Source organism: Lactobacillus sp. WILCCON 0058, assembly GCF_057198005.1.
In genome coordinates, this window is sequence record NZ_JBUBHM010000001.1 from 1,827,858 (window position 1) to 1,851,605 (window position 23,748).

General features: G+C 50.8%; 28 protein-coding genes. 11 read left to right on the top strand and 17 right to left on the bottom strand.

All coding sequences use genetic code 11. From position 1 onward, the window contains the following. Positions 1-81 precede the first annotated feature (81 nt). The 3 genes from ACYVUU_RS08410 to ACYVUU_RS08420 all read right to left on the bottom strand — a co-directional run bounded on the left by ACYVUU_RS08410 (position 82) and on the right by ACYVUU_RS08420 (position 3,070). Positions 82-1,029, bottom strand: a complete 948-nt coding sequence (locus ACYVUU_RS08410; protein WP_484500634.1) for a glycosyltransferase family 8 protein — start codon at positions 1,027-1,029, stop codon at positions 82-84. A gap of 110 nt (positions 1,030-1,139) precedes the next feature. Beyond that, a complete protein-coding gene (gene radA / locus ACYVUU_RS08415) occupies positions 1,140-2,516 on the bottom strand; it encodes a DNA repair protein RadA (protein ID WP_484500635.1) in 1,377 nt (458 codons plus the stop codon). Then, positions 2,516-3,070, bottom strand: coding sequence for a dCTP deaminase/dUTPase family protein (locus ACYVUU_RS08420; protein WP_412137139.1), 555 nt, complete (start codon positions 3,068-3,070; stop codon positions 2,516-2,518). The genes radA and ACYVUU_RS08420 overlap by 1 nt, the downstream gene beginning before the upstream one ends. A gap of 104 nt (positions 3,071-3,174) precedes the next feature. Here ACYVUU_RS08420 and ACYVUU_RS08425 point away from each other — a divergent pair, with 104 nt between their 5' ends. Next, positions 3,175-3,462: a hypothetical protein gene (locus tag ACYVUU_RS08425; protein ID WP_439775740.1), complete on the top strand. Its 288-nt coding sequence runs from the start codon at positions 3,175-3,177 to the stop codon at positions 3,460-3,462. 91 nt (positions 3,463-3,553) lie between these two features. After that, a complete protein-coding gene (gene pepC, locus ACYVUU_RS08430; protein ID WP_484500636.1) occupies positions 3,554-4,903 on the top strand; it encodes an aminopeptidase C in 1,350 nt (449 codons plus the stop codon). Positions 4,904-4,986: 83 nt separating this feature from the next. On the opposite strand, the gene ACYVUU_RS08435 is transcribed toward pepC, so the two are convergent. Together ACYVUU_RS08435 and ACYVUU_RS08440 are read right to left on the bottom strand one after the other, a co-directional pair. After that, entirely contained in the window at positions 4,987-6,840 is a 1,854-nt protein-coding gene (locus ACYVUU_RS08435) for an FAD-dependent oxidoreductase (protein WP_484500637.1), read from the bottom strand. A gap of 14 nt (positions 6,841-6,854) precedes the next feature. Then, the gene (locus ACYVUU_RS08440) at positions 6,855-7,034 is read right to left on the bottom strand and encodes a hypothetical protein (protein WP_484500638.1); all 180 of its coding nucleotides are present in this window, start codon (positions 7,032-7,034) and stop codon (positions 6,855-6,857) included. Between the two features lie 99 nt (positions 7,035-7,133). Here ACYVUU_RS08440 and ACYVUU_RS08445 point away from each other — a divergent pair, with 99 nt between their 5' ends. Together ACYVUU_RS08445 and ACYVUU_RS08450 are read left to right on the top strand one after the other, a co-directional pair. Further along, on the top strand, positions 7,134-8,744 hold the full coding sequence (locus tag ACYVUU_RS08445; protein ID WP_484500639.1) for a peptide ABC transporter substrate-binding protein: 1,611 nt from the start codon (positions 7,134-7,136) through the stop codon (positions 8,742-8,744). 9 nt (positions 8,745-8,753) lie between these two features. Then, positions 8,754-9,323: a peptidylprolyl isomerase gene (locus tag ACYVUU_RS08450; RefSeq protein WP_484500640.1), complete on the top strand. Its 570-nt coding sequence runs from the start codon at positions 8,754-8,756 to the stop codon at positions 9,321-9,323. 58 nt (positions 9,324-9,381) lie between these two features. On the opposite strand, the gene ACYVUU_RS08455 is transcribed toward ACYVUU_RS08450, so the two are convergent. From ACYVUU_RS08455 to ACYVUU_RS08485, 7 genes are all read right to left on the bottom strand, one after another. Further along, on the bottom strand, positions 9,382-10,317 hold the full coding sequence (locus tag ACYVUU_RS08455; RefSeq protein WP_484498935.1) for an AAA family ATPase: 936 nt from the start codon (positions 10,315-10,317) through the stop codon (positions 9,382-9,384). Between the two features lie 111 nt (positions 10,318-10,428). Continuing rightward, positions 10,429-10,890 carry a 3-hydroxyacyl-ACP dehydratase FabZ gene (gene fabZ / locus ACYVUU_RS08460; protein WP_484500641.1) on the bottom strand — a complete coding sequence of 154 codons (462 nt, stop codon included), beginning with the start codon at positions 10,888-10,890 and terminating at the stop codon, positions 10,429-10,431. 168 nt (positions 10,891-11,058) lie between these two features. Beyond that, entirely contained in the window at positions 11,059-11,736 is a 678-nt protein-coding gene (locus ACYVUU_RS08465) for a 2,3-bisphosphoglycerate-dependent phosphoglycerate mutase (RefSeq protein WP_484500642.1), read from the bottom strand. A 12-nt stretch (positions 11,737-11,748) separates the two neighbouring features. Then, positions 11,749-11,934: a hypothetical protein gene (locus tag ACYVUU_RS08470; protein ID WP_484500644.1), complete on the bottom strand. Its 186-nt coding sequence runs from the start codon at positions 11,932-11,934 to the stop codon at positions 11,749-11,751. Position 11,935: 1 nt separating this feature from the next. Further along, entirely contained in the window at positions 11,936-12,121 is a 186-nt protein-coding gene (locus ACYVUU_RS08475; protein ID WP_484500645.1) for a hypothetical protein, read from the bottom strand. A 20-nt stretch (positions 12,122-12,141) separates the two neighbouring features. After that, the gene (locus tag ACYVUU_RS08480; RefSeq protein WP_439776197.1) at positions 12,142-12,822 is read right to left on the bottom strand and encodes a histidine phosphatase family protein; all 681 of its coding nucleotides are present in this window, start codon (positions 12,820-12,822) and stop codon (positions 12,142-12,144) included. A gap of 59 nt (positions 12,823-12,881) precedes the next feature. After that, positions 12,882-13,622 (bottom strand): sulfite exporter TauE/SafE family protein, encoded by a 741-nt coding sequence (locus tag ACYVUU_RS08485; protein ID WP_484500646.1) that lies wholly within the window; start codon positions 13,620-13,622, stop codon positions 12,882-12,884. Between the two features lie 228 nt (positions 13,623-13,850). Here ACYVUU_RS08485 and ACYVUU_RS08490 point away from each other — a divergent pair, with 228 nt between their 5' ends. The 5 genes from ACYVUU_RS08490 (at position 13,851) to ACYVUU_RS08510 (ending at position 17,645) form a co-directional block, all read left to right on the top strand. Next, entirely contained in the window at positions 13,851-14,432 is a 582-nt protein-coding gene (locus tag ACYVUU_RS08490) for a DJ-1/PfpI family protein (RefSeq protein WP_484500647.1), read from the top strand. A gap of 1 nt (position 14,433) precedes the next feature. After that, entirely contained in the window at positions 14,434-14,961 is a 528-nt protein-coding gene (locus ACYVUU_RS08495; protein ID WP_484500648.1) for a GNAT family N-acetyltransferase, read from the top strand. 46 nt (positions 14,962-15,007) lie between these two features. Further along, a complete protein-coding gene (locus ACYVUU_RS08500; RefSeq protein ID WP_484500649.1) occupies positions 15,008-16,066 on the top strand; it encodes a dipeptide epimerase in 1,059 nt (352 codons plus the stop codon). A 1-nt stretch (position 16,067) separates the two neighbouring features. Continuing rightward, positions 16,068-16,808, top strand: coding sequence for a serine hydrolase (locus ACYVUU_RS08505; RefSeq protein ID WP_484500650.1), 741 nt, complete (start codon positions 16,068-16,070; stop codon positions 16,806-16,808). 81 nt (positions 16,809-16,889) lie between these two features. Continuing rightward, positions 16,890-17,645 (top strand): MurR/RpiR family transcriptional regulator, encoded by a 756-nt coding sequence (locus ACYVUU_RS08510; RefSeq protein WP_439775141.1) that lies wholly within the window; start codon positions 16,890-16,892, stop codon positions 17,643-17,645. A 102-nt stretch (positions 17,646-17,747) separates the two neighbouring features. On the opposite strand, the gene ACYVUU_RS08515 is transcribed toward ACYVUU_RS08510, so the two are convergent. Then, entirely contained in the window at positions 17,748-18,341 is a 594-nt protein-coding gene (locus ACYVUU_RS08515) for a hypothetical protein (protein ID WP_484500651.1), read from the bottom strand. A 7-nt stretch (positions 18,342-18,348) separates the two neighbouring features. Then, positions 18,349-18,804, bottom strand: coding sequence for a hypothetical protein (locus tag ACYVUU_RS08520; protein ID WP_484500652.1), 456 nt, complete (start codon positions 18,802-18,804; stop codon positions 18,349-18,351). Positions 18,805-18,916: 112 nt separating this feature from the next. Between ACYVUU_RS08520 and pepV the strand changes: the two genes are divergently transcribed. Together pepV and ACYVUU_RS08530 are read left to right on the top strand one after the other, a co-directional pair. After that, complete coding sequence (pepV, locus tag ACYVUU_RS08525) at positions 18,917-20,329, top strand: dipeptidase PepV (protein ID WP_484500653.1); 1,413 nt, start codon at positions 18,917-18,919, stop codon at positions 20,327-20,329. Positions 20,330-20,563: 234 nt separating this feature from the next. Beyond that, positions 20,564-21,961, top strand: coding sequence for an amino acid permease (locus tag ACYVUU_RS08530; RefSeq protein WP_439774882.1), 1,398 nt, complete (start codon positions 20,564-20,566; stop codon positions 21,959-21,961). Positions 21,962-22,050: 89 nt separating this feature from the next. Here ACYVUU_RS08530 and ACYVUU_RS08535 read toward each other — a convergent pair whose 3' ends face one another. The 3 genes from ACYVUU_RS08535 to lacA are packed head-to-tail and all read right to left on the bottom strand — an operon-like array spanning position 22,051 to position 23,741. Continuing rightward, positions 22,051-22,725 (bottom strand): DUF4867 family protein, encoded by a 675-nt coding sequence (locus ACYVUU_RS08535; RefSeq protein ID WP_439774881.1) that lies wholly within the window; start codon positions 22,723-22,725, stop codon positions 22,051-22,053. Then, positions 22,718-23,293 (bottom strand): galactose-6-phosphate isomerase subunit LacB, encoded by a 576-nt coding sequence (gene lacB, locus ACYVUU_RS08540; protein WP_439774880.1) that lies wholly within the window; start codon positions 23,291-23,293, stop codon positions 22,718-22,720. The genes ACYVUU_RS08535 and lacB overlap by 8 nt, the downstream gene beginning before the upstream one ends. Before the next feature lie 19 nt (positions 23,294-23,312). Then, positions 23,313-23,741 (bottom strand): galactose-6-phosphate isomerase subunit LacA, encoded by a 429-nt coding sequence (gene lacA / locus ACYVUU_RS08545; RefSeq protein WP_003615881.1) that lies wholly within the window; start codon positions 23,739-23,741, stop codon positions 23,313-23,315. Between the last annotated feature and the right edge of the window lie 7 nt (positions 23,742-23,748).

Sequence of the window (23,748 nt, forward strand, 5' to 3'; positions counted from 1 at the left end):
TTCGGCTTATTTTTCCCAAAAATTCTCCAAAGGGACTAAAAAAGCCTTCCAAGTTAAAACTCAGAAGGCATTCTCTGTGAATTATAAAGTTACTTGTTCTCTCTCCTTGACCCGGGCCCAGTTGTTGGGATCCTGCAAGGTCGTATCCAGCTTGCCCAGCATGTGGTCAAGCTTGTGGTATTCAACATCTCTTTCTTCATCAGTCGTCTTGGCCAGTTCTGCCTTCAATTCTTCAGCAAAAACGGTCTCTTCAGCATTGGTCCAGAAGTAGTCTTCATACTGGATCCCGCTGAAGTGCCATGGCTTAAAGAAGAGGTTGTAGTGGATCAGGCCAGGGTTAGTCAGAGCCTCAGTATTTTCGTTTGGCATGGCATCCCAGCGGCCGTCCAGGTACTTGATCCGGCCAGAGCAGATTTCATTTAAGTAGTCCTGGTCCGGGGCAATGCAGTCAAAGTGGTAGCGGCCCAAGAGGCTGAAGAACTTGTCAACGAAGTTTTCTTCCCTAAAGGCCTTGGCATTCATGACCAGCATCCCTGAATTAATGTACTTCTTCGGATCCAGAGTCAAAACTTCCTTAATGTAGCGAAGCATCTTCTCCACAAACTGGATCGAGGAGTCGGTGCAGGCGCCCAAGAGGTTAGTGCCCAAGTCATGGTCATAAAGCTTGGCGATGTCGTCATTCAAAACCGTGTCACTGTCGATGTAGACTACCTTGTCGTATTCCGGGAAGAGGTCAGGGATAAAGAGCCGGTAGAAAATGGACATGGTGAAGAAGTCACCCCGCAGGTAGTTTTCCTTCCGGTCCTGGATTGGCTTCAAGAGTTCGTCAGACATCTCGTAGAATTTGATGTGGACATTGTCTCTGTTATAAGCAGCCAGGGCCTTTTCATGTTCTTGGCTTAAGCCCTGGTGCAAAAAAGTTACCGTGTAATCACGCTTTGGGTCAGCATGCTTGACCAAAGAGTGCAGTGAGACGGCCGCGTATGGGGTGAAATCGTCACTGATTGAATAAAATACTGGAACTGTCATTAATAATTTTCCTTTCCATCTGTTTTCAACCGATATACTACATTGTAGTTCTTGCCAGCTTTTTAGCAAGAAAAAATGCAAAATTAATGAAAGGATTACATACCTTTTCTCTATGAGAAAAGGTAGTGGAGGGCCTGGCGGACGCTGGAAACCGGGATTACTTCAATCCCCAAATCCTTAAGGCTTGGGCTCATATTGTATTTAGGGATAAAAATCCGCTTAAAGCCGACCTTGCCGGCTTCCTTGACCCGGGCCTGGATCTGGTTGACCCGGCGGACTTCCCCGGTTAAGCCGATTTCCCCGACAAAGCAGTCAGTCGCTGAGATTTCCTTGTCATAGTAGCTGGAAGCAATAGCCATGGCGATGGCTAAATCAATGGCTGGTTCGTTTAAGCGGATGCCGCCAGTGGCTGATAAATAGGCGTCCTGGTTTTGCAGCATGAGGTTGCCTCTTTTTTCCAAGACGGCTAAAAGCAGGGAAACCCGGTTGTAGTCAAGCCCAGAAGTCGTCCGCTTGGCATAGCCAAAAGCGGTTGGGGTAACCAGGGCCTGGATTTCACCTAAGATCGGCCGGGTGCCTTCTAAAGAAACGACCACGGCTGACCCAGTTGAGTCGGGCAGGCGTTCATCTAAGAAAACAGCAGAAGGATTGGTCACTTCGGCCAGGCCCTCAGTCTTCATTTCGAACATGCCTATTTCGTTGGCCGCCCCAAAACGGTTCTTGACTGAGTGCAGGATCCGGTAGGCATGGTGCTCGTCGCCTTCAAAATAAAGGACGGTGTCAACCATGTGCTCCAGGATTTTCGGCCCGGCGATGGACCCTTCCTTGGTCACGTGACCGATGACGAAGACGGTGATCTGGTCAAGTTTGGCGATCTTCATCAGTTCAGCGGTAACTTCCCGGACCTGGGAAGCTGAGCCCACCATGGAGTCCAGGCTTGGTTCGTTCATGGTCTGGATAGAGTCGATGACGACAAAATCTGGCTTGACGTCGTCGATCTGGTCGCGGATGTGTTCCATGTTGCTTTCCGGGTAGAGAAGCATGGGGCTTTGGCCCAGGCCCAGGCGGTCAGCCCGCAGCTTGATCTGGCTGGCTGATTCTTCCCCGGAGACGTAGAGGACCTTGTATTTTTCCGCCAGTTCACTCATGATCTGCAACATTAAAGTGGACTTGCCGATGCCGGGATCCCCGCCGATCAAGACTAAGGAGCCAGGAACGATTCCGCCGCCCAAGACCCGGTTGAGTTCTGAAGACTTGGTTAAAATCCGCTCTTCTTTTTCCGCCTTGATGGTGGACATTTTGACTGCTTCTTTAGCCCCCACGCTGGCCATCAAGCGGCTGGGGGTAGCCTTAGTTGAAGTCTGGCGGACCTCCTGGCTTTCTTTTTCAAACTGGTTCCAGGCCCCGCAGTTAGGACACCGGCCCAGGTAAGAAGCGGAGATGTAGCCGCAAGAGCGGCACTTGTACTGGGTTCTAGCTCTGGCCATTACTTGCCGCCCTTCTTGCCGGTTGAGCCAAAGCCGCTTAAACGCTGGCTTTCAATTGGCTGGTCGTCATCAGTTTTCAGGTACTTGATAAAGATCCCTTGGGCGATCCGCTCACCCTTCTTGATCTTGAGGGGACGGACGCCGTAGTTCAAGACTTGGACGAAGATCTCCCCTTCATTGTTGGGGTTGTTGTAGTAGTCGCTGTCGATGACGCCAATCCCGTTTGGCAAGGACAGGTTGCGCTTGAAGGTGTTGGATGATCGGTTGGCCAGGATCAAAACTTCGTCTTCTGGCATGTAGGCCTTGATGCCAGTTGGGACTAAGATCGGCTTTAAGACTTCTTCAGCCTGCAAAAGGTCGCTTTCGATCAAGTCGTGGCCGTTTCTGATCAAGCGGAAGATCCTGACGAAGTTCAGACTCCAAATGCTGGGGATGGTGATGTCGCGGGCCGCTTCGATGTCGTAGCCGGCGCTGGCCAAAGTCTGCCGGCGGGGCAGGGTCAAGCCTTGTCCTTCATACTTCTTAACTACTTCAAAGCCTCTTACTCTGTTCATTGTTTTTGCTCCTTTAATTATCTAGACATCTATTTTACACTAGTTAAGACAGCAAAGGAAAAGGCAAGGATCACAAAATACTTGCCGCTTTGAAAGGAAAAGCTATGCCAGACGAAAGAGAAAAAGTCATTGAAATCAAGGCTGACGGCCAGTTAGTTGCCAAAAGTCCCCTCCTCTTGATTGAACGGAAAAGCGGCCCGGTCTGGGTCATGAACCAGCTTTTTATCGCGCCGGGAGCCCCGGAAGGAATTTTGGACCAAGTCATGGCGCAAGTCGCAAAGATTTGCCAGGAGACGGGCTTAAAAGTTTGGCCTTTGGACCCGCAGGTGATTGCTTATTGCCAAAAGCACGGGGAATTAACGAACATTTGGGCCGGCAGACCTGCAAATTAAGCTGCTTTGATAGACGGAACATTTTTAATGGGCTAAAATGAGCTTAGACAGTTTTTTAAAAAGAAAAAAAGAGAAAACAGGAGGCAATAGGATGTCAAAAGAAATCAGCTTTGACACGATCGAAAACTTCACCAGCAACTTGAGCAAGCACCCAGCTTACGGGGTAGCTGCCAACGCTGCCCAAACCAATGGGATCTTCAAGGCCAGCCAAAGCACCCAAAGCAAGATTGACCTGGACCCGACCTTCTCAGTGGAAATCGACACTGGTTCAGTTACCAACCAAAAGCAGTCAGGCCGCTGCTGGATGTTCAGTGCTTTGAACACCATGCGTCACTCAATCCAAAAGGAATTCAAGCTGAAGGGCTTTGAATTGTCACAGAGCTACACCTTCTTCTGGGACAAGTTTGAAAAGTCCAACTTCTTCTTTGAAAATGTGATCTCCTCAGCTGACAAGCCGCTGGGCGACCGGAAGGTCTCCTTCCTCTTTGCCACTCCGCAATCAGACGGCGGGCAATGGGACATGCTCTGCGGCTTGATTGAAAAGTACGGGATCGTGCCGAAGAAGGTTTACCCAGAAACGGCTAACTCAGAAAACTCCCGTGCTTTGGACGACACTTTGAACACCATGCTCCGCAAGGGCGGTTTGGAACTGCGCGCTTTGGTAAACGAAGGCAAGAGCGAAGAAGAAGTAGAAGCTCACAAGGCAGAACTTTTGGACGCCATCTTCCGCATGCTGGCTACTTCCTTGGGCTTGCCGCCAAAGAGCTTCAACTTCGAATACACTGACGATGACGGCAACTACCACATCGACAAGGAAATCACCCCGCAAGACTTCTTCAAGAAGTACATTGGCTGGGACCTGGAAAACTACATCTCAGTCATCAACGGGCCTACTGCTGACAAGCCATACAACAAGGTCTTCTCAGTTGAATACCTGGGCAACGTGGTCGGCGGCCGGCAAGTCCGCCACCTCAACCTGGAACTGTCCAAGTTCAAAGACTTGATCGTCAACCAATTGAAGCAAGGCGAAGTCGTTTGGTTTGGTTCAGACGTTTCCAAGGGCGGCGACCGGGAAGCCGGGCTTTTGGACACCAAGATCTACCAAAGAGACCAGCTTTTTGACTACGACTTCTCAATGAGCAAGGCTGACCGTCTGGACTCAGGCGAAAGCATGATGAATCACGCCATGGTTATCACTGCCGTTGACCTGGTTGACGGCAAGCCAACCAAGTGGAAGATCGAAAACTCATGGGGCGACAAGCCAGGCTTCAAGGGCTACTTCGTCATGAGCGACGAATGGTTCGACCAATTCGTTTACCAGGCTGTTTTGAACAAGGCCTACTTGCCAGAAGACGTTAAGGCAGCTTACGACGAAGGCAAGAAGAACCCAATCGAACTTCTGCCATGGGACCCAATGGGCGCTTTGGCTTTCGACTTCTAAGAGATTTGAATAGATACGAAAAACGAGTTGCGGGATGCAACTCGTTTTTTGGGTGTGTATGGAAATTCATCAGATTACAAAGCTTAGTGAGAAGCCCCGCTAACCGTGTCAACCGCGAGTTCACTCTTAGCGCTGTCTGCCGCGATCCGGCCAAAAGTAAAGACGTCAGCTAAGGCGTTGCCGCCTAAACGGTTGCCCGCGTGAACCCCGCCGGCATTTTCACCAGCGCAGTAAAGGCCCGCGATCTTTTCCCCTGCTTCGTTTAAGACATGGGCACCCGCGTCAATCTTCAAGCCGCCCATGGTGTGGTGCATGGCCGGCTGGCGCGGAGTAGCGTAGAATGGGCCATTTTCAACCCGGTGGTCAAAGACGCTCTTGTGGAATTCAGGGTCATCCCCCTGGTCAACGTATTGGTTGTACTTCTTGATGCTTGCCAGTAAGTGGTCTGGGTCAACCTTGATCTGCTCTGCCAACTCTTCCAGGGTATCAGCCTTGTAAAGCTGTCCGCTAGCGATTTCCTGCTTGATCTTGTTTTCATCAGTGTTGTAGGCAGAGTTTTTGATCGTTTCATCAGCAATCAAGTAGAAGAGGCCGCCGTTGGCAATTGCCGCCTTGGCTAAAGTATCCCGGCCAGCGTATTCGTTGACGAAACGGTCACCCTTCTGGTTGACCATGACAAAGTCAGCTGGCGGAACCTGCAGGCCAGTGTTGTATTCACCGGTCTTCGGGTCAGCAACTGGCATCATCTGGGTAAAGCCCATGCCGACTAAGGCAGCCCCTGCTTCCAGGCCCAAGTTGATCCCATCACCAGTAATGTATGGGGCGTTGGTAGTCTTCATGTTGTCTGGAATGTCATCCCAGTAAGTGTTGTACTTTTGCAGCATCTTGGTGTTGGCGCTATAGCCGCCCGCCGTCAAAATTACCGCCTTGGCGTGTACAGTCAGCTTGTCAGTCTTCACGCCCACTACCCGGCCATCTTCAAGCAAAAGATCCGTTACCTTGGCATCGGTAAAAGTCTGCCCGCCATGTTCATCGTAGTACTTCTTCAAAGCCTTGATGTAGCCAAAGCCATCGCTTTCCACTGGCTTGTGGGCCCGGCGCCAAAGGGCACCAACAGGCATGGTTACGGCTGACATGTTGAAGTCAACGCCAACTGAAGCCAGCCACTTAACCGATTCCAGGGCATGGTCAGTCAAAGTCTTGGCCAAAGAGTAGTCGCTGTAGATTTCATTGCCCTGCAGGTCAACTCGCTTGCCGCCCAGGTAAGTTTGCAGACGGTGGAAAAGAACGGAGTCAAAGAGGTAGTCTTTTCCGCTGTCCAAGTAGTCCTTGATCTGCTTTTGCATCTCCTTAAAGTCTTCCCGGTATTCCGGAGCGATTTCGTCTTCCTTGACTTCCATCATTTGCTCCAGGGTGACATTTTCCCCGGGCAGGGCTGGAAACTTGTTTTGCCATTCCGGGTCAGCCGCGTTCAAAAAGCCGCCTGACCGCATGGTGTTGCCGCCGACAGTTGGCGCCTTTTCAAGCAGGGCGACCTTCAAGCCGTTTTGCAAAGAGCGGACAGCAGCGGTAAAGCCAGCCCCGCCGGCACCAACAACCGCCACGTCAACCGTGACTTCCCCGCTTTCGCTTTCTGCTTCTTGGTACTTTGGCCGCTTTTTAAATTCTTCAGCATCCCCGCCAGCCATTTCAATCGCCTGGCCGACCCCGTCCAGGATCCCCCGGCTAGTCAGGGAAGCCCCGGAGACGACGTCAACGTTTAAAGTTTGCCCCTTAACAATCGCTTCCGGGATCCGCTTCAAAGCCGCGTCTGAGATGCCAGCCGTTTCCCCTTCAGCAACCTTGACATCTTCGATCCGGTCTCCGTCAACCGTCACCGTCAGCTTAAACTTGCCATTGTGCCCTTGGGCGTCAACCGTGTATTTTCCAGCCTTCATTTTCTTGCTTCTTTCTATTGCTTTTTAATAATCTTTTTCTCACCCGTGATCGTAACACTTGAAAAAAACGCTCGCAACGAGAAATTGTGATTTTTTTCATTAGTTAAAAAGAAAGCTGCCTTTTCGGGATTTTTGAAAGCATACGAGGAAGCATTTTCTATTTCATCCCAACTCATTTCATAACCATTTTCCAATTGACAATTCCCCGCCCAGCTGTTAAATTATGATTATAAAATTCTTAATGTTATTTTAATGTATCAACCCACTAGAATCGTGTAACAGAGGAGATCAACATGGGGAAAAAGTTACCGCTTGCCACAGCTTTAGCGGCTGGGCTCCTGCTCAGTGCCTGCGGCAAATCATCCACCACATCCACGGCCAAGACCACGCTCAACTTGATGGAGAGCGACACGATCGCCACTTTTGACCAATCCGCCAGCACCACGGTGCCGATCTGGGACGTCTTAAACCAGATGGACGACGGCCTCTTCCGCTCTGACAAGAACAACAATCCTGTCCCAGCCCTGGCCAAAAAGACGGTCAAGTCCAATGGCGGCAAGCGCTACACCTTCTACCTCAAGACCGCCAAATGGTCTAACGGCGATGACGTGACCGCTGAAGACTTCGTCACCGCCTGGAGAAAAGGCGTGGCCCCAACCGCCCTGTCCGGCTACAGCTACATCTACCAAGGCATCAAGAATGCCACCGCCATCCAAAATGGCAAAAAGAAGCCTGAAACTTTAGGCGTCAAAGCCGTGGGCAAGCACAAACTGGTCGTTGACCTGGAATACCCGATCCCAACCTTTACCAAGAAGCTGACTATGACCAGCTTTTTGCCCCAAAACACCAAACTGGTCAAGAAATATGGCAAAAAGTACGGAACCAGCATGAAGACTTTCGCCTCAAACGGTGCCTTCAAGCTCGGCAGCTGGAAGGCCGGCTCAAACACCTGGACTTTGGTCAAGAACCCTAACTACTACGCTAAATCTGAAGTCAAATTATCCAAGATCAAGTACCAAGTCGTTAAAGAAGCCAACACTGCCCACCAGCTCTTCCAGCAAGGCAGCCTAGACGACGCCTTAATCAGTGGCACTACCGCCCAGGGCCTGCAAAACGACAAGCACTTAAAGCAAGTCGACCGGTCCGGCAACTACTTCATCCGCACCAACCAGGCCAAAGGCCGCGCCTTAAGCAATGACAAGCTCCGCCAGGCCCTCTACTTAGTCATCAACAGAAAGCAGCTGGCTGAAAAAGTCATGGCCAACGGTTCTAAGCCTTCCTACACTTACTCTTCACCAGGCGCTGCCAAATACCCTGGCACTAACAAGGACTTCGCCACTGTCGCTAAGCCAAAGGAAACCTATAATGTTGCCAAGGCGAAAAAGCTCTGGAAGGAAGGCTTGAAAGAACTTGGCAAGTCTAGCGTAAGCTTGACTTTGGTCGGCTACGACACTTCTACTGACAAGAACCAGGCTGAATTTTTGCAATCACAAATCGAAAGCAAGCTCTCCGGCGTCAAAATCGAAGTCAAATCCCTCCCATTCTTGTCTGCCTACAACTTAGCCGTCAAGGGCGACTTTGACCTGCAGCTGAGCTACTGGCTCAACGACTACGCTGACCCAATGAGCGAACTGGAAACCCAGGAGCTGAACAACTCCCACAACTTCGGCAAGTACACCAGCAAGAACTTCAACCAGCAGCTAAGCCTGGCCAAGTCCAAAAACGCGACTTCCCAAAAGGCCTACTTCAAGAACCTCTTGAATGCCCAAAAGCAGCTGAGTAAGGACAACCCAGTTATCCCTCTGTGCACCGAAGTTGAAGACCACCTGGTCAACTCCAGCCTGCGCGGGGTTCTCTGGAACACCACCGGTACGGCCGACTACACCCGGGCCTACTTCAAGTAAGGAGGATATATGGCTAAAGCAGTTTTTTGGCTGAGAAACGGGGCCAAGATCGTCTTGGACCTTTTGCCAGACGCCGCCCCGAATACCTGCGCCAGCTTCGTCTGGGCCGTCAAGCACCATATTTATGACGGTCACGCGATCCAGCGGATCGTGCCCGGCAAATGGGTCGATTTAAGCTACAATGCCTTTGGCAAAAAAGAGGCCAAGTACCTCCTGCCCAATGAGTTTGACCTGCATCCCGACCTCCCGCCAGTTCCCGTCACTGCCGGAACGGCCTGCATGGGCGGCTACGACGAATTGGGCCTGGCCGGCTGCGAAGTCTTCTTTCCCTTGACTGATCAGCCCCAACTGACCGGGACCTACCCTGTCTTTGCCAGAGTTGTCTCCGGCTTTGATGAAATAAAGCGGCTGGGCCAGGTCCAAACCCGGCCCGTGACTGACTTTCCTTATGAAGGAGTCGAGGTCAACGAACCTGTTATTCCACAAGTTATCGACAAGGTTACCTTGGAACCGGCAGATTTCACCCTGCCCGATCCCGTCCGCATGACCCACGGGCAAATTCCCTTGACCTGGCAGTAATTTTTTACATAAAAAAGCTTTTCCCCACAATCTTGAGGAAAAGCTTTTTCTTTGCCTTTTACCAAATGTGCAAAAGTCTGGTCCGGTCCAGCTTGCTCAAATTAAACTGGTGAACGTGTGATTTCTCGTTCTCCGGAAATTCTCTGATAAAGTCAGCCACATTGTAGAGGCCAGTCGTGTAAGACCAGGTCCCCTTGACCTTCTTGACTGGGTCCAGCATTTCGTTTCTGATCGGGTAAGCCGAAATCAAAAAGTGCTTGTGGTGGAACTTGAAGGCAAAGTATGGCAGACGGAACTCGTCGACCACCTCTTCCTTGGTCTTGCCGATCGTCACCACATTCCGGTAAGTCCCGTACTTTTCACTGAACTTGTCGTTGAAAGAGAAGTAGAAGTTGGAAATGTGCACATGTGGAAAATCTTCTTCCGCCACCTCGTCTGGGATGGCAACCACATGTGAATAATGGTCCAGATTGTTCTCTCTCTGCTGCAGGGCCTGCTCCATCTGGTTGGGCTTGATCCCCTTGACCCACTTGGGCAATTCCGGATGAGCCTTGTAAGAATTGTACATCATCGTGATGACTTCCGGCTTCACCCAGTCATACTGCATCCGGATCTGGTTTCTCTTCAACAAACCTTCCAGAGTCTGGTTCTGCATCAAATCGACCACATAGCACTCGTAATGGTACTTCTCGCACCACTTCTTGTAGTGATCGATCTCGCTGGCGACAATGTGGGTCCCGTCCACGATGACGGTTTCCCCATAGGACATCTTGTGCTCAACCAAGTTGTCCTTCATCCGCTTGGTCTGTTCCGTGACATGCCGCGGAATAACCTGGTGCAGAACGTCAGTCTTCTGGTCATAGTAAACGGTCAAATCCGCCAAAAGCAGGCGGATCGCATCCCCGCTGATCGCGTACGGCAATAAGTGGTGCCGGGCGATAAATGAAGACTTGCCAGAGCCGGGCGCGCCTCTCAAAAGAAATAATTTGCGCATACTTAGCTCCATTTTAAAAAATCTATTTTAAATATATCAGAATAGATTTTACCATAGATTGCCCCCGACATTTAGCAATCTGGAAAAAGTCTCCAGTTTTTTTCGCTTTTTCTAACTTTTTGCCTGCATGTCCTTGCCGTCCCGGTCGCCCACGATAAAGACTAATTCCGTCTGGCAGACCAGGTCCCCGTTTACTTTCGCCACCGCCGCCACGCTCCCGGTCTTGGCCCGGACCTTGAGCATCTTCACTTCCATCTCCAAAACATCCCCCGGCCGGACCATCCTTCTGAACTTAGCCTGGTGGATCGCCCCAAGGTAGGCGGTCTTTTTGTAAAAAGCCGGCGACTTCAAGATCAAAATCGAAGCTGCCTGGGCCAAAGTCTCAATGATCAAGACCCCGGGCATCACCAGATTTCCCGGGAAATGTCCCTGAAAAAAGGGCTCGTTGATCGTCACGTTCTTTACGGCTTTGATGCTCTTGTCGGCTTCTATTTCCTCCACCCGGTCGATGTAGCAGATCGGGTAGCGGTTAGGAATCAAATCCATCACTTCTTGGGCTGTCATTACTGGCATCTTGTCACACTTTCTGTTTATAAAATCTTTTCACAAGTTTTCTGATAACTTGTGACTAAGTGTAACACTCCCAAAAGCGATGTCAAGTTTTTCAATAACCGCTGACTTTTTTAGCAAAAAAGAAGGACAAAATAAAAAAACAGGCCTCAGCCTGTTTAAGTTTATCAGTTAGTTGGTGATTATTTTATCCACAATGTTCAGCTCCTGGTCAAAGTCATAGACGATGGCCTGGGCGTTAGGCACCTCCAATTTGAGGATATCCACATTGTTGATATCTTCTAAGTATTTGATCAGGGCCCGCAGGCTGGAGCCATGTGCCACGATCAGCTGGTCTTGCCCGGCCATTAAGCGGCTGGCTACCTCGTCTTCATAGTAAGGCAAAAGGCGGAGCTGAGTCTGGTGCAGGCTCTCAGCTCTTGGCAAAAGCTTGGGGTCCACTCCCCAATAGCGGCGGTCAATACTTGGCGACCCTTGCGCAGGAGGTACCGCGTCAAAGCCCCGCCGCCACTCTAAAACCTGTTCTTTGCCGAAAATCTTCCTGGACACGTCCTTGTCAAGCCCCCGCAATGCCCCGTAGTGGCGTTCGTTCAGCCGCCAGGTTTTGGAAATTGGCAGGTACAAAAAGCCCGCTGCTTCTGCCGCGATGTTCGCCGTCTCAATTGCCCGTGACAAAAGAGAAGTATGAATCAAGGTCGGGTGAAAATCACCGACTTCTTTTAATTTCTCCCCCGCTGCCCAGGCCTGCCGCCGGCCCTTGTCTGTCAAGGGGACGTCGTTCCAGCCTGTATATACGTTTGCCGCATTGGCCTGGCTTTCCCCATGCCTCAGCAGTGCCAACTTTGCCATAATTTTTGCCTTCTAGAGCCAAAAAGCCCAGATTCCAGTAATGATGAAGAGGATGCCCAAGAGGACAAAAGCCTTGCCCCCCAGCCCCTTCTGCTTGACGCCCTGCTTCTGCCGGCGCAGGCGCGTGATGCCGGTAATTAAATCCCAGATGCCGAAAAGCAAAACGGCATAAGGAACCCACCAGGAATGAACGTTCATATTAACTCCACAACTTTACCGCGTAATAAATGGCCACGGCCAGAATCCCGGCCCCGGTCAGATAGTAAGACTGAGCTGGCAGATTGCCCTTCTTGCCCATCCGCTGGGCGTTATAGCCCCGGGCAAATTCCCACAGGCCCACGATCACCAGCAAAACGATCGTAAAAGTGTGCGTATCCCACTTCATCGTCTAATTTGTCTCCTTGTTCATAAATCCGCGGCCTTGCAGTTGTAGTCCACGATTTCAAAATTGCCTTCTTCGTCCAAAATCCCCCGGCTGACGCTGCCGTTGTCCGGGAAGGTGATGTCGTGCAGGCCGTCGCTTTCCTTCCAGTACTTGATCCCCAGGGTCTTGATGAAGTCCCCGTGGGACACCAGCAGGACCCGGCCTTCGCCCATGGTTTCTTTTCTTAAGACCTGGATGGCCCGCTTCATTCTGGTTTCCAGTTCTTCCGTATTTTCAGCCAAATGGCGGGGGTCAGCCTTCTTGGTGACTTCCCGGAACTTATAGATGCCGATGGTGTCGATGATCTTTTTCACGTCAGTCGTTGCCGGGATGCCCGCAGCTTTAGAAACGCTGTGCCAGATGTCGTCGATGCTGCCACCTTCAAAAGAGCCGTAAAAAACTTCTCTGAATTCCGGCAGCTTTTTGATCTTGCCAATCTCAGACACCTGGTTGGCATCCTTCATCAAGTGGACGGTGTCGATCGCCCGCTTCAAGTCTGACGAGTACATGTTGTCAAAATGGATCTGCGACAAGGCATCAGCCGTCTTCTTTAAGTCGTCGATTCCTTTGATGGTCAAGGGGGTGTCGCACCAACCCTGTACCTTGTTCAGGCGGTTGAAAAGCGTTTCCCCATGTCTGACCAGATAAACTTCAGTTTTCATGCGCTGCCTCCTTAAATCAATCATAACTATTCTAACTTACTTTGCCCGGCTTGGGTAGCTTAGCCCCAAGCTTGCCAGCCCAAATAGGCGGCCAAAAGGACCGAGAAGAAGGCCGTGATTCCTCTGACCCAGGCAGGCTTTAGATATTTAATCATTTTTTGCCCGAAATAGCCACCGATAAAGAGGCCAATTGCCAAAGGAAAAGCTACCGGCCAGTCGACCCCGCCCTTAAAGGCGAAAAGCGACAGGGCCACCAGGTTGGCTAAAGAGCCAATCAGACTCTTAATGGCATTGATGACGACAAAAGAAGAATCGCTTAAAGCTGTCAAAAAGATCAAGGTCAAAACGCCTGAAGCTGCCCCAAAGTAGCCGGCGTAGATTCCAGCTATAAACAAGCCAAAGTAGGCCCCGACCCTTCCCAGCTTGGTCGCTTTTTTTGCCTGCTTTTGCCGGCCGCTATAGAGCAGCATGGCCGCGGAAAAAAGCACAAAGAAGGGCACCAGCTTTTGGAAGATTTTTCCCGGGAACTGGACCAAAAGCCAGCCGCCGATGAGGGCCCCGGTCAATTGGAAAAAGGCATAGCGCCAGAGCTCCCCCCAGTGCCCCCGCATCTCTTTTAAGCAGGAGGACAAGGAGCCAAAGCCGGTCGTGACCAGGGCTGCCGTATTGGTCATGTTGGCTGTGACGGGGCTGAGGCCAAAAAGAAGCAGGCCCGGGTAGGAGACAAGTGACGCCATGCTGGCCACCGCCGCCACGATGCCGGCCAGGATGCCTAAGATGATGAGGTAGATGAATTCCATTTCTTTTCTCTTTTCTTTTTCTAGACAATTAACTTATATTTTGTAAGTAACAAAGCCGTTCTTTATTTTAGCCGTTAGCTGACAGAATTGCAAATTGCTTAAAAAAGTCCGCTTTCAGCGACAAGCTGACCGCAATTTTGTACAATAGAGGGTAGACAATCATTAACAAAAAATTAAAAGCAATAGCTAAAAAACTATTTTTTGAATTGAAAAAAGGAGAACAAAACTATGCCAACAGCAGCAATTGTATTTTCAGACGGATGTGAAGAAATCGAAGGCTTGAGCCAGGTCGACGTCCTGCGCCGGCTGGGCATCCCCTGCGACATGGTGGCCCTGGACAATTTGACCATCACCGGCGGACACGACATCCGCTTTACTTGTGACAAATTAGTGGACGAGTCTTTGCTTGACTACGACCTGGTCGCCTTCCCAGGCGGGGCCCCGAACGCCAAGCACTTAAGAGAAAGCGAGAAATTGGCGGCCTTGATGAAGCAGCGCTTCGCCGCCGGCAAGTGGAACGCCGCCATGTGCGCCTCCCCGATCGCCTTGTCCAAGTACGGCTTTTTAAAAGAAGCCAAGTGGACCAGCCACCCGGACTTTAAAAAGCAAGTTGCTGAGGAAAACCCAGCCAGCACTTACGTGGACACCCCGGCCGTGATCGATGAGGACCACAAGCTGGTCACCAGCCGGGGGCCGGCAACTTCCTGGGCCTTTGCCTATGCCCTGGCCCAAGTTTTAGGCGTGGACACCAGCAAGCTGGAAGACGCCATGCAGTACAGCTACTTAAGAGAGCACATCAACGAGGCTTAAGATGAGCGAAGAAAAAATGGTCAGAAAGGCAGAAAGCCGGGACTTAGAGGACATTGTGACCATCATCAAGGATGCCAAGGCTCTTTTAAAGGCGCAAAATTCCAGCCAGTGGCAGGAAGGCTACCCAAACCGGGCCAGCATTGAAGAAGACCTGGAAAACCGCCAGGGCTGGGTTTTACTTAAAGATGGCCAGGTCGCCGCTTATATGGCCGCAACCAGCTTTGACCCCAATTATGAAGTCCCGATTTGGGCGGGAAGTGCTCCCTACTGGGCCCTGCACCGCTTCGCCATTAAAAAGTCTTTCAGAGGACAAGGCTTGAGCCAGCTTTTGCTGAAAAGAGTGATTGCTTTTGGCCAAGAGAGCGGGATCAAGAGCTTCCGCCTGGACACGGGCAAGCAGAACCAGGCCGTCCAGCACCTGGCTGACAAGCTTGGCTTCGTCTACCGGGGCATCATCACGGTGACCAGCGACTCGGTTGACCCGGAGCGGCGGGCCTATGAGCTGATTTTTGATAAACAGGAAAAATAACAGACAAAACTAGTTAGAAGGAAAATAAAGACACAAGGAGGAAAAAATGGCTGAACAATTGGCAATTGAAGACCTGCAGGTCGACGTAAAGCAGATTCCTTTAAAGCAGCCCTTCGTCACGGCCCTGCACAGAGTTGACGCCGTCAACGCCGTCCGGGTGACGGTCCGCCTGGCTAATGGGGTAACTGGGGTCGGCACCTGCACCCCTAATGAAAAAGTGACCGGGGACAGCTTGTCCAGCGCCCGGGCCGTTATTGAAGAAACGATCAAGCCCTTGATCTTGGGCAAAAACCTGACCGACTGGAAGGAACTTTTGAACACAGTCAAGACTTCCATCGTCCACAATGCCCCGGCCAAGGCAGCGGTAGAAATTGCCCTCTACAACACCCGGGCCAACCTTTTTGGCCTCACCCTCTCCCAGCTCTTAGGCGGCAAGGGGGGCAGCGTGGAGACCGACTATACCATCAGCATCGGCAAGGCTGAGCAGATGATCGCTGACGCCCAAAAGATGGTCGACCAGGGCTTCAAGACCCTTAAATTGAAATTGGGGGCCGGCCACTTAAAGCGGGACATCAAGCTGGTCGAAGACCTGGCCTACGCGGCTGGTCCCATGGTTCACCTGCGCTTAGACATGAACCAGGCCTGGGATGTCCGGCAAACCATGCAGGCGGCCCAGTACTGGCACAAGCAGGGCCTTTTGATCGACTTTATCGAGCAGCCGGTCCCGGCCTGGGATCTGGACTCCATGGCCTACCTCACCCGCCACTCCCCTTACCCGATCATGGCTGATGAATCGGTAGAAAGCTACCAAGACGCCCAGAAAGTTTTGGCAAAAAATGCCTGCGACTACATCAACATCAAGCTGATGAAGACGGGCGGCTTGTCTGAAGCCCAGAAGATCAACGACTTGGCCGAAAGCCGGGGCGTAGCAACCATGGTCGGCAGCATGATTGAGTCAATCGAATCTTTAGCGGCGGCCTGCGCCTTTTACCGGGCCAACCCGAATACGATTTTTGCTGACCTGGACGCCATCTTCATGGTTGACCAGGACCCGGATTTAAGCAGTTATGCCGAATGCGTCGGCGACAATATCGTGGTGAGATAAAATGCTGGATTTTAAGAAGATTGATGACATCCTGGCTTCCTTGCCAGGGAAAACTGCCCTGTTAATCAAAAATAAAACCGGCGTCCTCTACGCCAGCCCCTTAGCCGGGGAAGAATTCAAGTCAGCCAGCCTAATCAAGCTGGCCGTGGCCTGCTACTACCAGGCTCATCCGCAAGACTTGAGCCAAGTCGTCCATGTCCCGGAAGACAAAATCGTTGACGGCGGGATGCTCTGCCACCTGGCCCAAAGGGACTGGATGCTGCGGGACATTCTGGACTTGATGCTGTCAGACTCAGACAACACGGCCACCAACTTTTTGATCGACTTCGCCGGCTTTGACAAGATGGCCGCCTGGTTTGAAGAAAACTTTGCTCATCTTCACCTGGGCCGGTACTTGATGGAAGTGACTGACCGGGAAAACTACATTTCCGCTGAAACTGCCCTGGAGCTCTTAGAGCGGCTCTTAGCTGACCCGTCTCCTTTTGGCCAGGTCTGCCAAAAAGCCCTCTTTTACCAGGAGTCCGTCAACAAGCTCCTCCAGGACCTGCCAGAAGGCTGCTCTTACAGCAAGACCGGGGAGCTGGAAGACACGGAACATGACGCGGCCCGGATTTTTGCCGGGGAAAACTACTATGACATCTGCTTCATGAGCCACTATGAAGGCCTGGAAGAGCGCGAGCAGATCCTCCTGGCCCAGAACGCGGTCGGCAAACTGGCCTACCAGGATTTAACCAGAGAATAAAATATATTCTTTTTGGATAACTAGCCATTTTTATCACTACTGTGATAAAATTAAAACAAATTATCAAAAGTGGGGATATAAATGGACATTACCAATTTTTTCACGGTTGAGACTTCGGAGCTCTCTAAATCTGACCGGAAAATCATGAAGCGAATGACCTCCGACTTGACCAATGTTGAGTCGCTGACCATCAACCACCTGGCCGAAGAAGCGGGAACTTCCCTGGCTTCAGTTCAGCGCTTCTGCCAAAAGATGGGCTATTCCGGCTTTAAGGAATTTAAGTTCCAGCTGCTGACCTACATTAAGAAGCAGGAGAGCCAGGAAGCGGCAGTTTCAAGCAGTGAGTACCTGGACGACTACCATGATGCCATCAACCGGGTCTGGATGAGCAATGAGAAGGACGCCGAAGAATTGGCGGAAGTCCTGACGACCAGCTCGACCAACTTTATTTTCGGGATCTACTATTCTGAATTGCCGGCAAGGCTTTTAAGCATGGGGATGCGGGATTTGGGCAAGTCGACCTACTTTGGGGACAACCTGGCGGCTGGCGAGCACCTTTTCCCCTTAAGTGACGAAAACTCCACGGCAGTCTTTTATTCAGTCTCCGGGATCTCCAAGCTTTTTGGCTCCTCGCCCCTGCCCAAGTCGATCTCCCACTTCAAGCACAGCTACCTGGTTACCATGAACCCGGACACGCCTTTGAAGAAGTACTTTAAGAAGGTCATCGTCCTGCCGGGCAAGAACCTGGCCCAGGGCCTGCCGGTCGACCCCCAGTCGATCCCGGTGGTCTTTACTGAAAGAGTCATTGATATTGCGGCAACCAAACACCGCCGCTAAAGCTGCCGGAAGGCAGCTTTTTTGCTTGAGCTGGAGGCGGCAGTTGGGGACTTTGCGGGGAACATTTTTTCAAAAATGACTAACTACATCGCAAATCAGCCCCTAAAAGTACCTAACTGATGCAAAAATCGTTTGGTTCAGTAATAAACGGGGATCGTTTTTCGAAAAAATCGTTTGGTTCAGTAATAAACGGGGATCGTTTTTCGAAAAAATCTCGTGGCTCAGTAATAAACGGGGATCATTTTTCGAAAAAATCGCTTGGTTCAGTAATAAACGGGGATCGTTTTTCGAAAAAATCGCTTGGTTCAGTAATAAACGGGGATCATTTTTCGAAAAAATCGCTTGGTTCAGTAATAAACGGGGATCATTTTTTGAAAAAATCGCTTGGTTCAGTAATAAACGGGGATCGTTTTTCGAAAAAATCGCTTGGCTCAGTAATAAACGGGGATCGTTTTTCGAAAAAATCGCTTGGTTCAGTAATAAACGGGGATCGGTTTTCGAAAAAATCGCTTGGTTCAGTAATAAACGGGGATCATTTTTCGAAAAAATCGCTTGGTTCAGTAATAAACGGGGATCTAAACAATAAATCAGCCCCGTTTTTACCGTAGCCATGGCCAAATCAACAATAATCAGCCCCGTTTTTACCGCAGCCAAAGCCAAATCAACAATAATCAGCCCCGTTTTTACCGCAGCCATGGCCAAATCAACAATAAATCAGCCCCGGTTTTTCCGCAGCCAAAGCCAAATCAAACAAAATCAGCCCCGTTTTTACCGCAGCCAAAGCCAAATCAAACAAAATCAGCCCCATTTTTACCGCAGCCAAAGCCAAATCAACAATAATCAGCCCCATTTTTTCCGCAGCCAAAGCCAAATCAACAATAATCAGCCCCGGTTTTACCGCAGCCAAAGCCAAATCAAACAAAATCAGCTCCGGTTTTTCCGCAGCCAAAGCCAAATCAACAATAATCAGCCCCGGTTTTACCGCAGCCAAAGCCAAATCAACAATAATCAGCCCCGTTTTTACCGCAGCCAAAGCCAAATCAAACAAAATCAGCCCCGGTTTTATCGCAGCCAAAGCCAAATCAACAATAATCAACCCCGTTTTTACCGCAGCCAAAGCCAAATCAACAAAAATCAGCCCCGGTTTTTCCGCAGCCAAAGTCCATGCCTAATTGTTTGCCAGGGCTGGCGAAGATTGTTAGAATTTTACTTAAGCATTTGGTTACTTTTTGTAACTAATCTGATAAAAGCAGCTGAAACAGGAGAAAATAATGGAATTAAACTACAAAGAACTCGCGGCCGCCAAAAAGGACGCAATCTTAAAGGACTTGAGCGAATTGATCGCCATCGACTCTTCCGAAGACCTGGAAAACGCCACTGAAGAATACCCCGTTGGCCCTGGCCCGGTCAAGGCCATGACCAAGTTCCTCAGCTTTGCCAAGCGGGACGGCTTTGACACGGAAAACTTCGCCAACTACGCCGGCCGGGTCAACTTCGGTGAAGGCGCTAAGCGCCTGGGTATCATCGGCCACATGGACGTGGTGCCAGCTGGTGAAGGCTGGAATCGGGACCCGTTCAAGATGGAAATCGACGACGAAGGCCGGATCTATGGCCGGGGCAGCGCCGACGACAAGGGGCCAAGCTTGGCTGCCTACTACGGGATGCTTTTGCTCAAGGAAGCCGGCTTTAAGCCAAAGAAGAAGATCGACTTCGTCTTAGGGACCAACGAAGAAACCAACTGGGTCGGGATCGACTACTACTTGAAGCACGAACCGACCCCAGACATCGTCTTCTCACCAGACGCTGAATACCCGATCATCAACGGTGAACAAGGGATCTTCACTTTGGAATTCAGCTTCAAGAATGATAATGCTAAGGGTGACTATGTCTTAGACAAGTTCAAGGCCGGGATTGCCACTAATGTGACTCCGCAGGTTACCCGGGCAACCATCTCCGGTCCTGACCTGGAAGCAGTCAAAATGGCTTACGAAAGCTTTTTGGCAGACAAGGAGCTGGACGGGTCATTTGAAATTAATGACGGTTCAGCCGACATCGTATTGATCGGCCAAGGGGCCCACGCTTCAGCTCCGCAAGTCGGCAAGAACTCAGCTACCTTCCTGGCCCTCTTCTTAGACCAGTACGCTTTTGCCGGCCGGGACAAGAACTTCCTTCACTTCCTGGCTGAAGTTGAACACGAAGACTTCCAAGGCAAAAAGCTGGGCATCTTCCACCACGACGACTTGATGGGAGATTTGGCCAGCAGCCCGTCCATGTTTGACTACGAACACGCCGGCAAGGCCAGCCTCTTGAACAATGTCCGCTACCCACAAGGGACTGACCCGGACACCATGATCAAGCAGGTCATGGACAAGTTCAGCGGCATCCTGGACGTCACTTATAGCGGCTTTGAAGAACCGCACTACGTGCCAGGCAGCGACCCAATGGTGCAGACTCTGCTCAAGGTCTACGAAAAGCAGACCGGCAAAAAGGGCCACGAAGTCGTAATCGGCGGCGGGACTTACGGCCGCCTCTTTGACCGCGGGGTTGCCTTTGGGGCCCAGCCGGAAAACGGCCCAATGGTTATGCACGCGGCCAACGAATTCATGATGCTGGACGACTTGATCCTGTCCATCTCCATCTACGCGGAAGCCATCTACGAATTGACCAAGGACGAAAATCTGTAAGAAAAAGCTGAAAAGGCAATTTCCTGGGCTGACTTAATTTTGTTTAGTTTAGCCTGGTTAAAGCAAAATATTCTTAACTTTAGTGGGGTATCAAACTAATTTTGTTTTGACACCCCACTTTTTTTGCCCTTTCTTAAGCGATTTTTCCTTTACAAAAAATGCTGAAGCTTATATTATAAAACCATAAATTCTTATTTGATTTTAATTTTTTGTTTAGCAGAAAGGACTTGCTTTATGGAAGACCGCAGCATTCAAAACACGGACGGAACCATCCGTTCCTTGTCCAACCGGCACGTGCAAATGATTGCCATTGGCGGCACGATCGGGACCGGCCTGTTCTTGGGGGCCGGGACCACGATTTCTGCCACTGGCCCCTCAGTTATTTTTATCTACGCCATCATGGGCCTCTTCTTCTTTTTCCTCTTACGGGCATTAGGAGAGATGTTCTATTTTGACGCTAACAGCCACACCTTCGTCTCCTTCATCAGCAGATACCTGGGCGAGGCAGCTGGCCGCTTTGCCGGCTGGACCTACTGGATTGGCATCCTTTTTGCTTGCATGGCGGAACTGACGGCCGTTTCAACCTATGTCCAGTACTGGCTGCCCGGCCTGCCCGCCTGGCTGATTGAAGTAGCGGTTTTAGGCCTCTTGACCCTGCTTAATCTGACGGCGGCAAAGCTTTTTGGCGAAACTGAATTCTGGTTTGCCATGATCAAAATCATCGCCATCATCTCCCTGGTCGTAACCGGGATCATCATGGTTGCCGCGAATGCCAAGACACCGGTTGGCCAGGCCAGCCTCAGCAACTTCACCGGCAACTTCTCCCTTTTGCCAAAAGGCAAGTACGCCTTCTTCACGGCTTTCCCGATGGTCTTCTTCTCCTTTGCCGGGATTGAGTTCGTGACGATTACCATCGGCGAAGCCAAGAACCCGAAGAAAGTCATCAAGAAGGCCGTCAACGAAACCTTGCTCCGGATCCTTCTTTTCTACATTGCTACTTTAACCGTAATCATGTGCGTCATCCCTTGGGGAAAAATTACCAGCGGGACAAGTCCTTTCGTCCAAGTCTTCAAGATTGCCGGCTTTAATGCCGTAGCCTCGATCTTTAACTTTGTCGTATTGACTGCCGCAGCATCTTCTCTTAACTCCGGCATCTTTTCCGCCGGCCGCCACTTCTTTCAATTGGCTGAAGAAGCCCCTAAGGGGTCATTTTTGAAAAAGCACTTCGCCAAGATTTCAGCAAACGGCGTACCAGCCGCGGGGATCGCGGTCTCCGTTGCCTTAATGCTGATCGCGCCAATCATGAGCTTCTCCAGCACTGCTATTGAAGTTTTCGGCACGGTAGCCGGGGCAACGAGTGACATGTACATCCTGGTTTATGTTCTGGCCCTTCTGGCCCACCGCAAGTACCGGGAATCCAGCGACTTCATGGCTGACGGCTTCAAGATGCCTTTCTACAAGGTCTCCAGTCCTTTGACCATCGCCTTCTTCCTGGTCATCTTCTTCAGCCTCTTCTTTATTCCAGCTGATGTCTTCGGGGCAAGTCTGGCTGCCAGCTGGACCCTCCTCTTTGGTGGCTGGTGCTGGCTCAGCGAAAAGCACAGAAGTGCCCATCCAAGTTTAAGCAATTAAAGTCAAATAAAAATAAAAGGCGTTGACAGAAAAACTGTCAACGCCTTTTTAGTTAGGTTTTACAAGTGTATATTTGTCTATTTATCTGCTCATCGATCAAGCGGCCGGGTAGTGAGCAGGTCACCTGTCAAGGCAACTTGGTAGCCCTGAGCGATTTTGTCCTTCCGGGACGGGTGGACTACTTGGAACTTGCCCTGCTTGACTACCCGCGGGTTGTCGCTCTTGAAGCCGTCTGGCAAAGGCAGGTTGGTTCCGTGCAGAACGACAACGATCACCTTGTAGCCGGCTTTAGTAATCTGGATCGGCGCGTAATGAAGAGTCGTATTGTAAAGTTCAACAATCGAGCCCTTTGGCACGTAGAAGAGCTGCCCGTCTTTTTGCGGGTCAATTTTTCCCCTTTGATCCAATGTCTGCCGCTTGGCCAATACCATCAGCACATCATCAAGCATAATGTTTAATTCTGAGCACTGGTGGTATTCAAAAGCGGAAAAGTCATCCGTGTGGCCGATCGTGGCCCCGGCGTCAACCGGCATCCCCGCGAACACATCTCTGCCGATCCGCTGGATCGTTTCCGTCTTTTCCAAAGCCGGAATCTTTTGCAGGTAGCTTGACCCTTTAGCCGGCATTTCGACTTGAGCCATCACCTGCTCAATTTCATCCAGCGGATAGTCATACTTGACTCCGTATTGGGCAAAATCCGGATCACTTGCTTCCAAAATGGTCAAATCCGGATTGGCCTGGCGGAAGGCCTCCAGTTTAGTCATGGTAGACACCTTGAGCCCACTTCTTGTTTTCTTCGTCAAAGAAGTGTTCATTGTCCTTTTGGTCTGGATTTGGCTTGGCAATGTGGTCGATCTTATCGATCAGCTTCTTGTTTTCTTCACTTGGCTTGTATTCAGCATTCAAGTAGCCGTCGACAATGTCAAAAATGAAGTCCCGGCCCAAAACGATGCCGCCGAAGCCCAAAACATTGGCGTTCAGTTCTTCTCTGGCGTAAATGGCTTGGGTAACGTCACCGACCATGGCTGCCCGGATCCCTTCGTTCTTGTCAGCGGCAGTTGAGATACCGATCCCAGTCCCGCAAAGAACGATCCCCAGGTCGGCCCGGCCGTCAGCAACAGCTTCTGCCACCCGCTTGCCGTACATCGGGTAGTGGGTCCGGGAGTTGTCGTAAGTCCCCATGTCCAGGACTTGGTAGCCTTCATCCTTCAAGTGGTCGGAAATGAGCATCTTGGTTGCAGTAACAATGTGGTCATTACCTAAAGCGATAACCGTGTGCTTGTCAATTTTTGGATCAACGTATTCTGGTTGTGGACGATCATTATCTAACATTTTTTGAAGCCTCCGTTAACTAAATCATCTTTTCGAGCATGTCCAAACGAACTTGGTGACGCCCTGCGGCGTATTCAGTATCCAAGTATCTTTGCACGATCGTGTTGGCCAGGTCTGGCCCCACTACCCCGCTGCCCAAAGCAATTGCCTTGGCACCGTTGTGCATCGCGGTCATGTGCGCGGTCCGTTCTTCGTTAACATCGGCGGTTACCATCCCCTTGACCTTGTTTGAGGCCATGGCTGAACCTACGCCGTAGCGGTCGAACATTACGGCCTTCTTGATGCCGTTGTCCAAAACTTCGTGGGTCACCTTCAGGCTTGATTCCACAAAGTCTTCCGCTGGTTCTGGAGTAACATCCAGGACTTCATAATCATGCTTTTGAAGGTAGTCCTTGACTGATTCCTTCAAGTTAAATCCGTCTTTGTCGCTGCCGATAACAACTTTCATTGTTATG

Excerpts from the sequence above, each read along its gene's own strand:
- ACYVUU_RS08410 (WP_484500634.1), bottom strand. The coding sequence starts at position 1,029 with ATGACAGTTCCAGTATTTTATTCAATCAGTGACGATTTCACCCCATAC.
- radA (WP_484500635.1), bottom strand. The coding sequence starts at position 2,516 with ATGGCCAGAGCTAGAACCCAGTACAAGTGCCGCTCTTGCGGCTACATC.
- ACYVUU_RS08420 (WP_412137139.1), bottom strand. The coding sequence starts at position 3,070 with ATGAACAGAGTAAGAGGCTTTGAAGTAGTTAAGAAGTATGAAGGACAA.
- ACYVUU_RS08425 (WP_439775740.1), top strand. The coding sequence starts at position 3,175 with ATGCCAGACGAAAGAGAAAAAGTCATTGAAATCAAGGCTGACGGCCAG.
- pepC (WP_484500636.1), top strand. The coding sequence starts at position 3,554 with ATGTCAAAAGAAATCAGCTTTGACACGATCGAAAACTTCACCAGCAAC.
- ACYVUU_RS08435 (WP_484500637.1), bottom strand. The coding sequence starts at position 6,840 with ATGAAGGCTGGAAAATACACGGTTGACGCCCAAGGGCACAATGGCAAG.
- ACYVUU_RS08445 (WP_484500639.1), top strand. The coding sequence starts at position 7,134 with ATGGGGAAAAAGTTACCGCTTGCCACAGCTTTAGCGGCTGGGCTCCTG.
- ACYVUU_RS08450 (WP_484500640.1), top strand. The coding sequence starts at position 8,754 with ATGGCTAAAGCAGTTTTTTGGCTGAGAAACGGGGCCAAGATCGTCTTG.
- ACYVUU_RS08455 (WP_484498935.1), bottom strand. The coding sequence starts at position 10,317 with ATGCGCAAATTATTTCTTTTGAGAGGCGCGCCCGGCTCTGGCAAGTCT.
- fabZ (WP_484500641.1), bottom strand. The coding sequence starts at position 10,890 with ATGCCAGTAATGACAGCCCAAGAAGTGATGGATTTGATTCCTAACCGC.
- ACYVUU_RS08465 (WP_484500642.1), bottom strand. The coding sequence starts at position 11,736 with ATGGCAAAGTTGGCACTGCTGAGGCATGGGGAAAGCCAGGCCAATGCG.
- ACYVUU_RS08470 (WP_484500644.1), bottom strand. The coding sequence starts at position 11,934 with ATGAACGTTCATTCCTGGTGGGTTCCTTATGCCGTTTTGCTTTTCGGC.
- ACYVUU_RS08475 (WP_484500645.1), bottom strand. The coding sequence starts at position 12,121 with ATGAAGTGGGATACGCACACTTTTACGATCGTTTTGCTGGTGATCGTG.
- ACYVUU_RS08480 (WP_439776197.1), bottom strand. The coding sequence starts at position 12,822 with ATGAAAACTGAAGTTTATCTGGTCAGACATGGGGAAACGCTTTTCAAC.
- ACYVUU_RS08485 (WP_484500646.1), bottom strand. The coding sequence starts at position 13,622 with ATGGAATTCATCTACCTCATCATCTTAGGCATCCTGGCCGGCATCGTG.
- ACYVUU_RS08490 (WP_484500647.1), top strand. The coding sequence starts at position 13,851 with ATGCCAACAGCAGCAATTGTATTTTCAGACGGATGTGAAGAAATCGAA.
- ACYVUU_RS08495 (WP_484500648.1), top strand. The coding sequence starts at position 14,434 with ATGAGCGAAGAAAAAATGGTCAGAAAGGCAGAAAGCCGGGACTTAGAG.
- ACYVUU_RS08500 (WP_484500649.1), top strand. The coding sequence starts at position 15,008 with ATGGCTGAACAATTGGCAATTGAAGACCTGCAGGTCGACGTAAAGCAG.
- ACYVUU_RS08505 (WP_484500650.1), top strand. The coding sequence starts at position 16,068 with ATGCTGGATTTTAAGAAGATTGATGACATCCTGGCTTCCTTGCCAGGG.
- ACYVUU_RS08510 (WP_439775141.1), top strand. The coding sequence starts at position 16,890 with ATGGACATTACCAATTTTTTCACGGTTGAGACTTCGGAGCTCTCTAAA.
- ACYVUU_RS08515 (WP_484500651.1), bottom strand. The coding sequence starts at position 18,341 with ATGGCTGCGGTAAAAACGGGGCTGATTATTGTTGATTTGGCTTTGGCT.
- pepV (WP_484500653.1), top strand. The coding sequence starts at position 18,917 with ATGGAATTAAACTACAAAGAACTCGCGGCCGCCAAAAAGGACGCAATC.
- ACYVUU_RS08530 (WP_439774882.1), top strand. The coding sequence starts at position 20,564 with ATGGAAGACCGCAGCATTCAAAACACGGACGGAACCATCCGTTCCTTG.
- ACYVUU_RS08535 (WP_439774881.1), bottom strand. The coding sequence starts at position 22,725 with ATGACTAAACTGGAGGCCTTCCGCCAGGCCAATCCGGATTTGACCATT.
- lacB (WP_439774880.1), bottom strand. The coding sequence starts at position 23,293 with ATGTTAGATAATGATCGTCCACAACCAGAATACGTTGATCCAAAAATT.
- lacA (WP_003615881.1), bottom strand. The coding sequence starts at position 23,741 with ATGAAAGTTGTTATCGGCAGCGACAAAGACGGATTTAACTTGAAGGAA.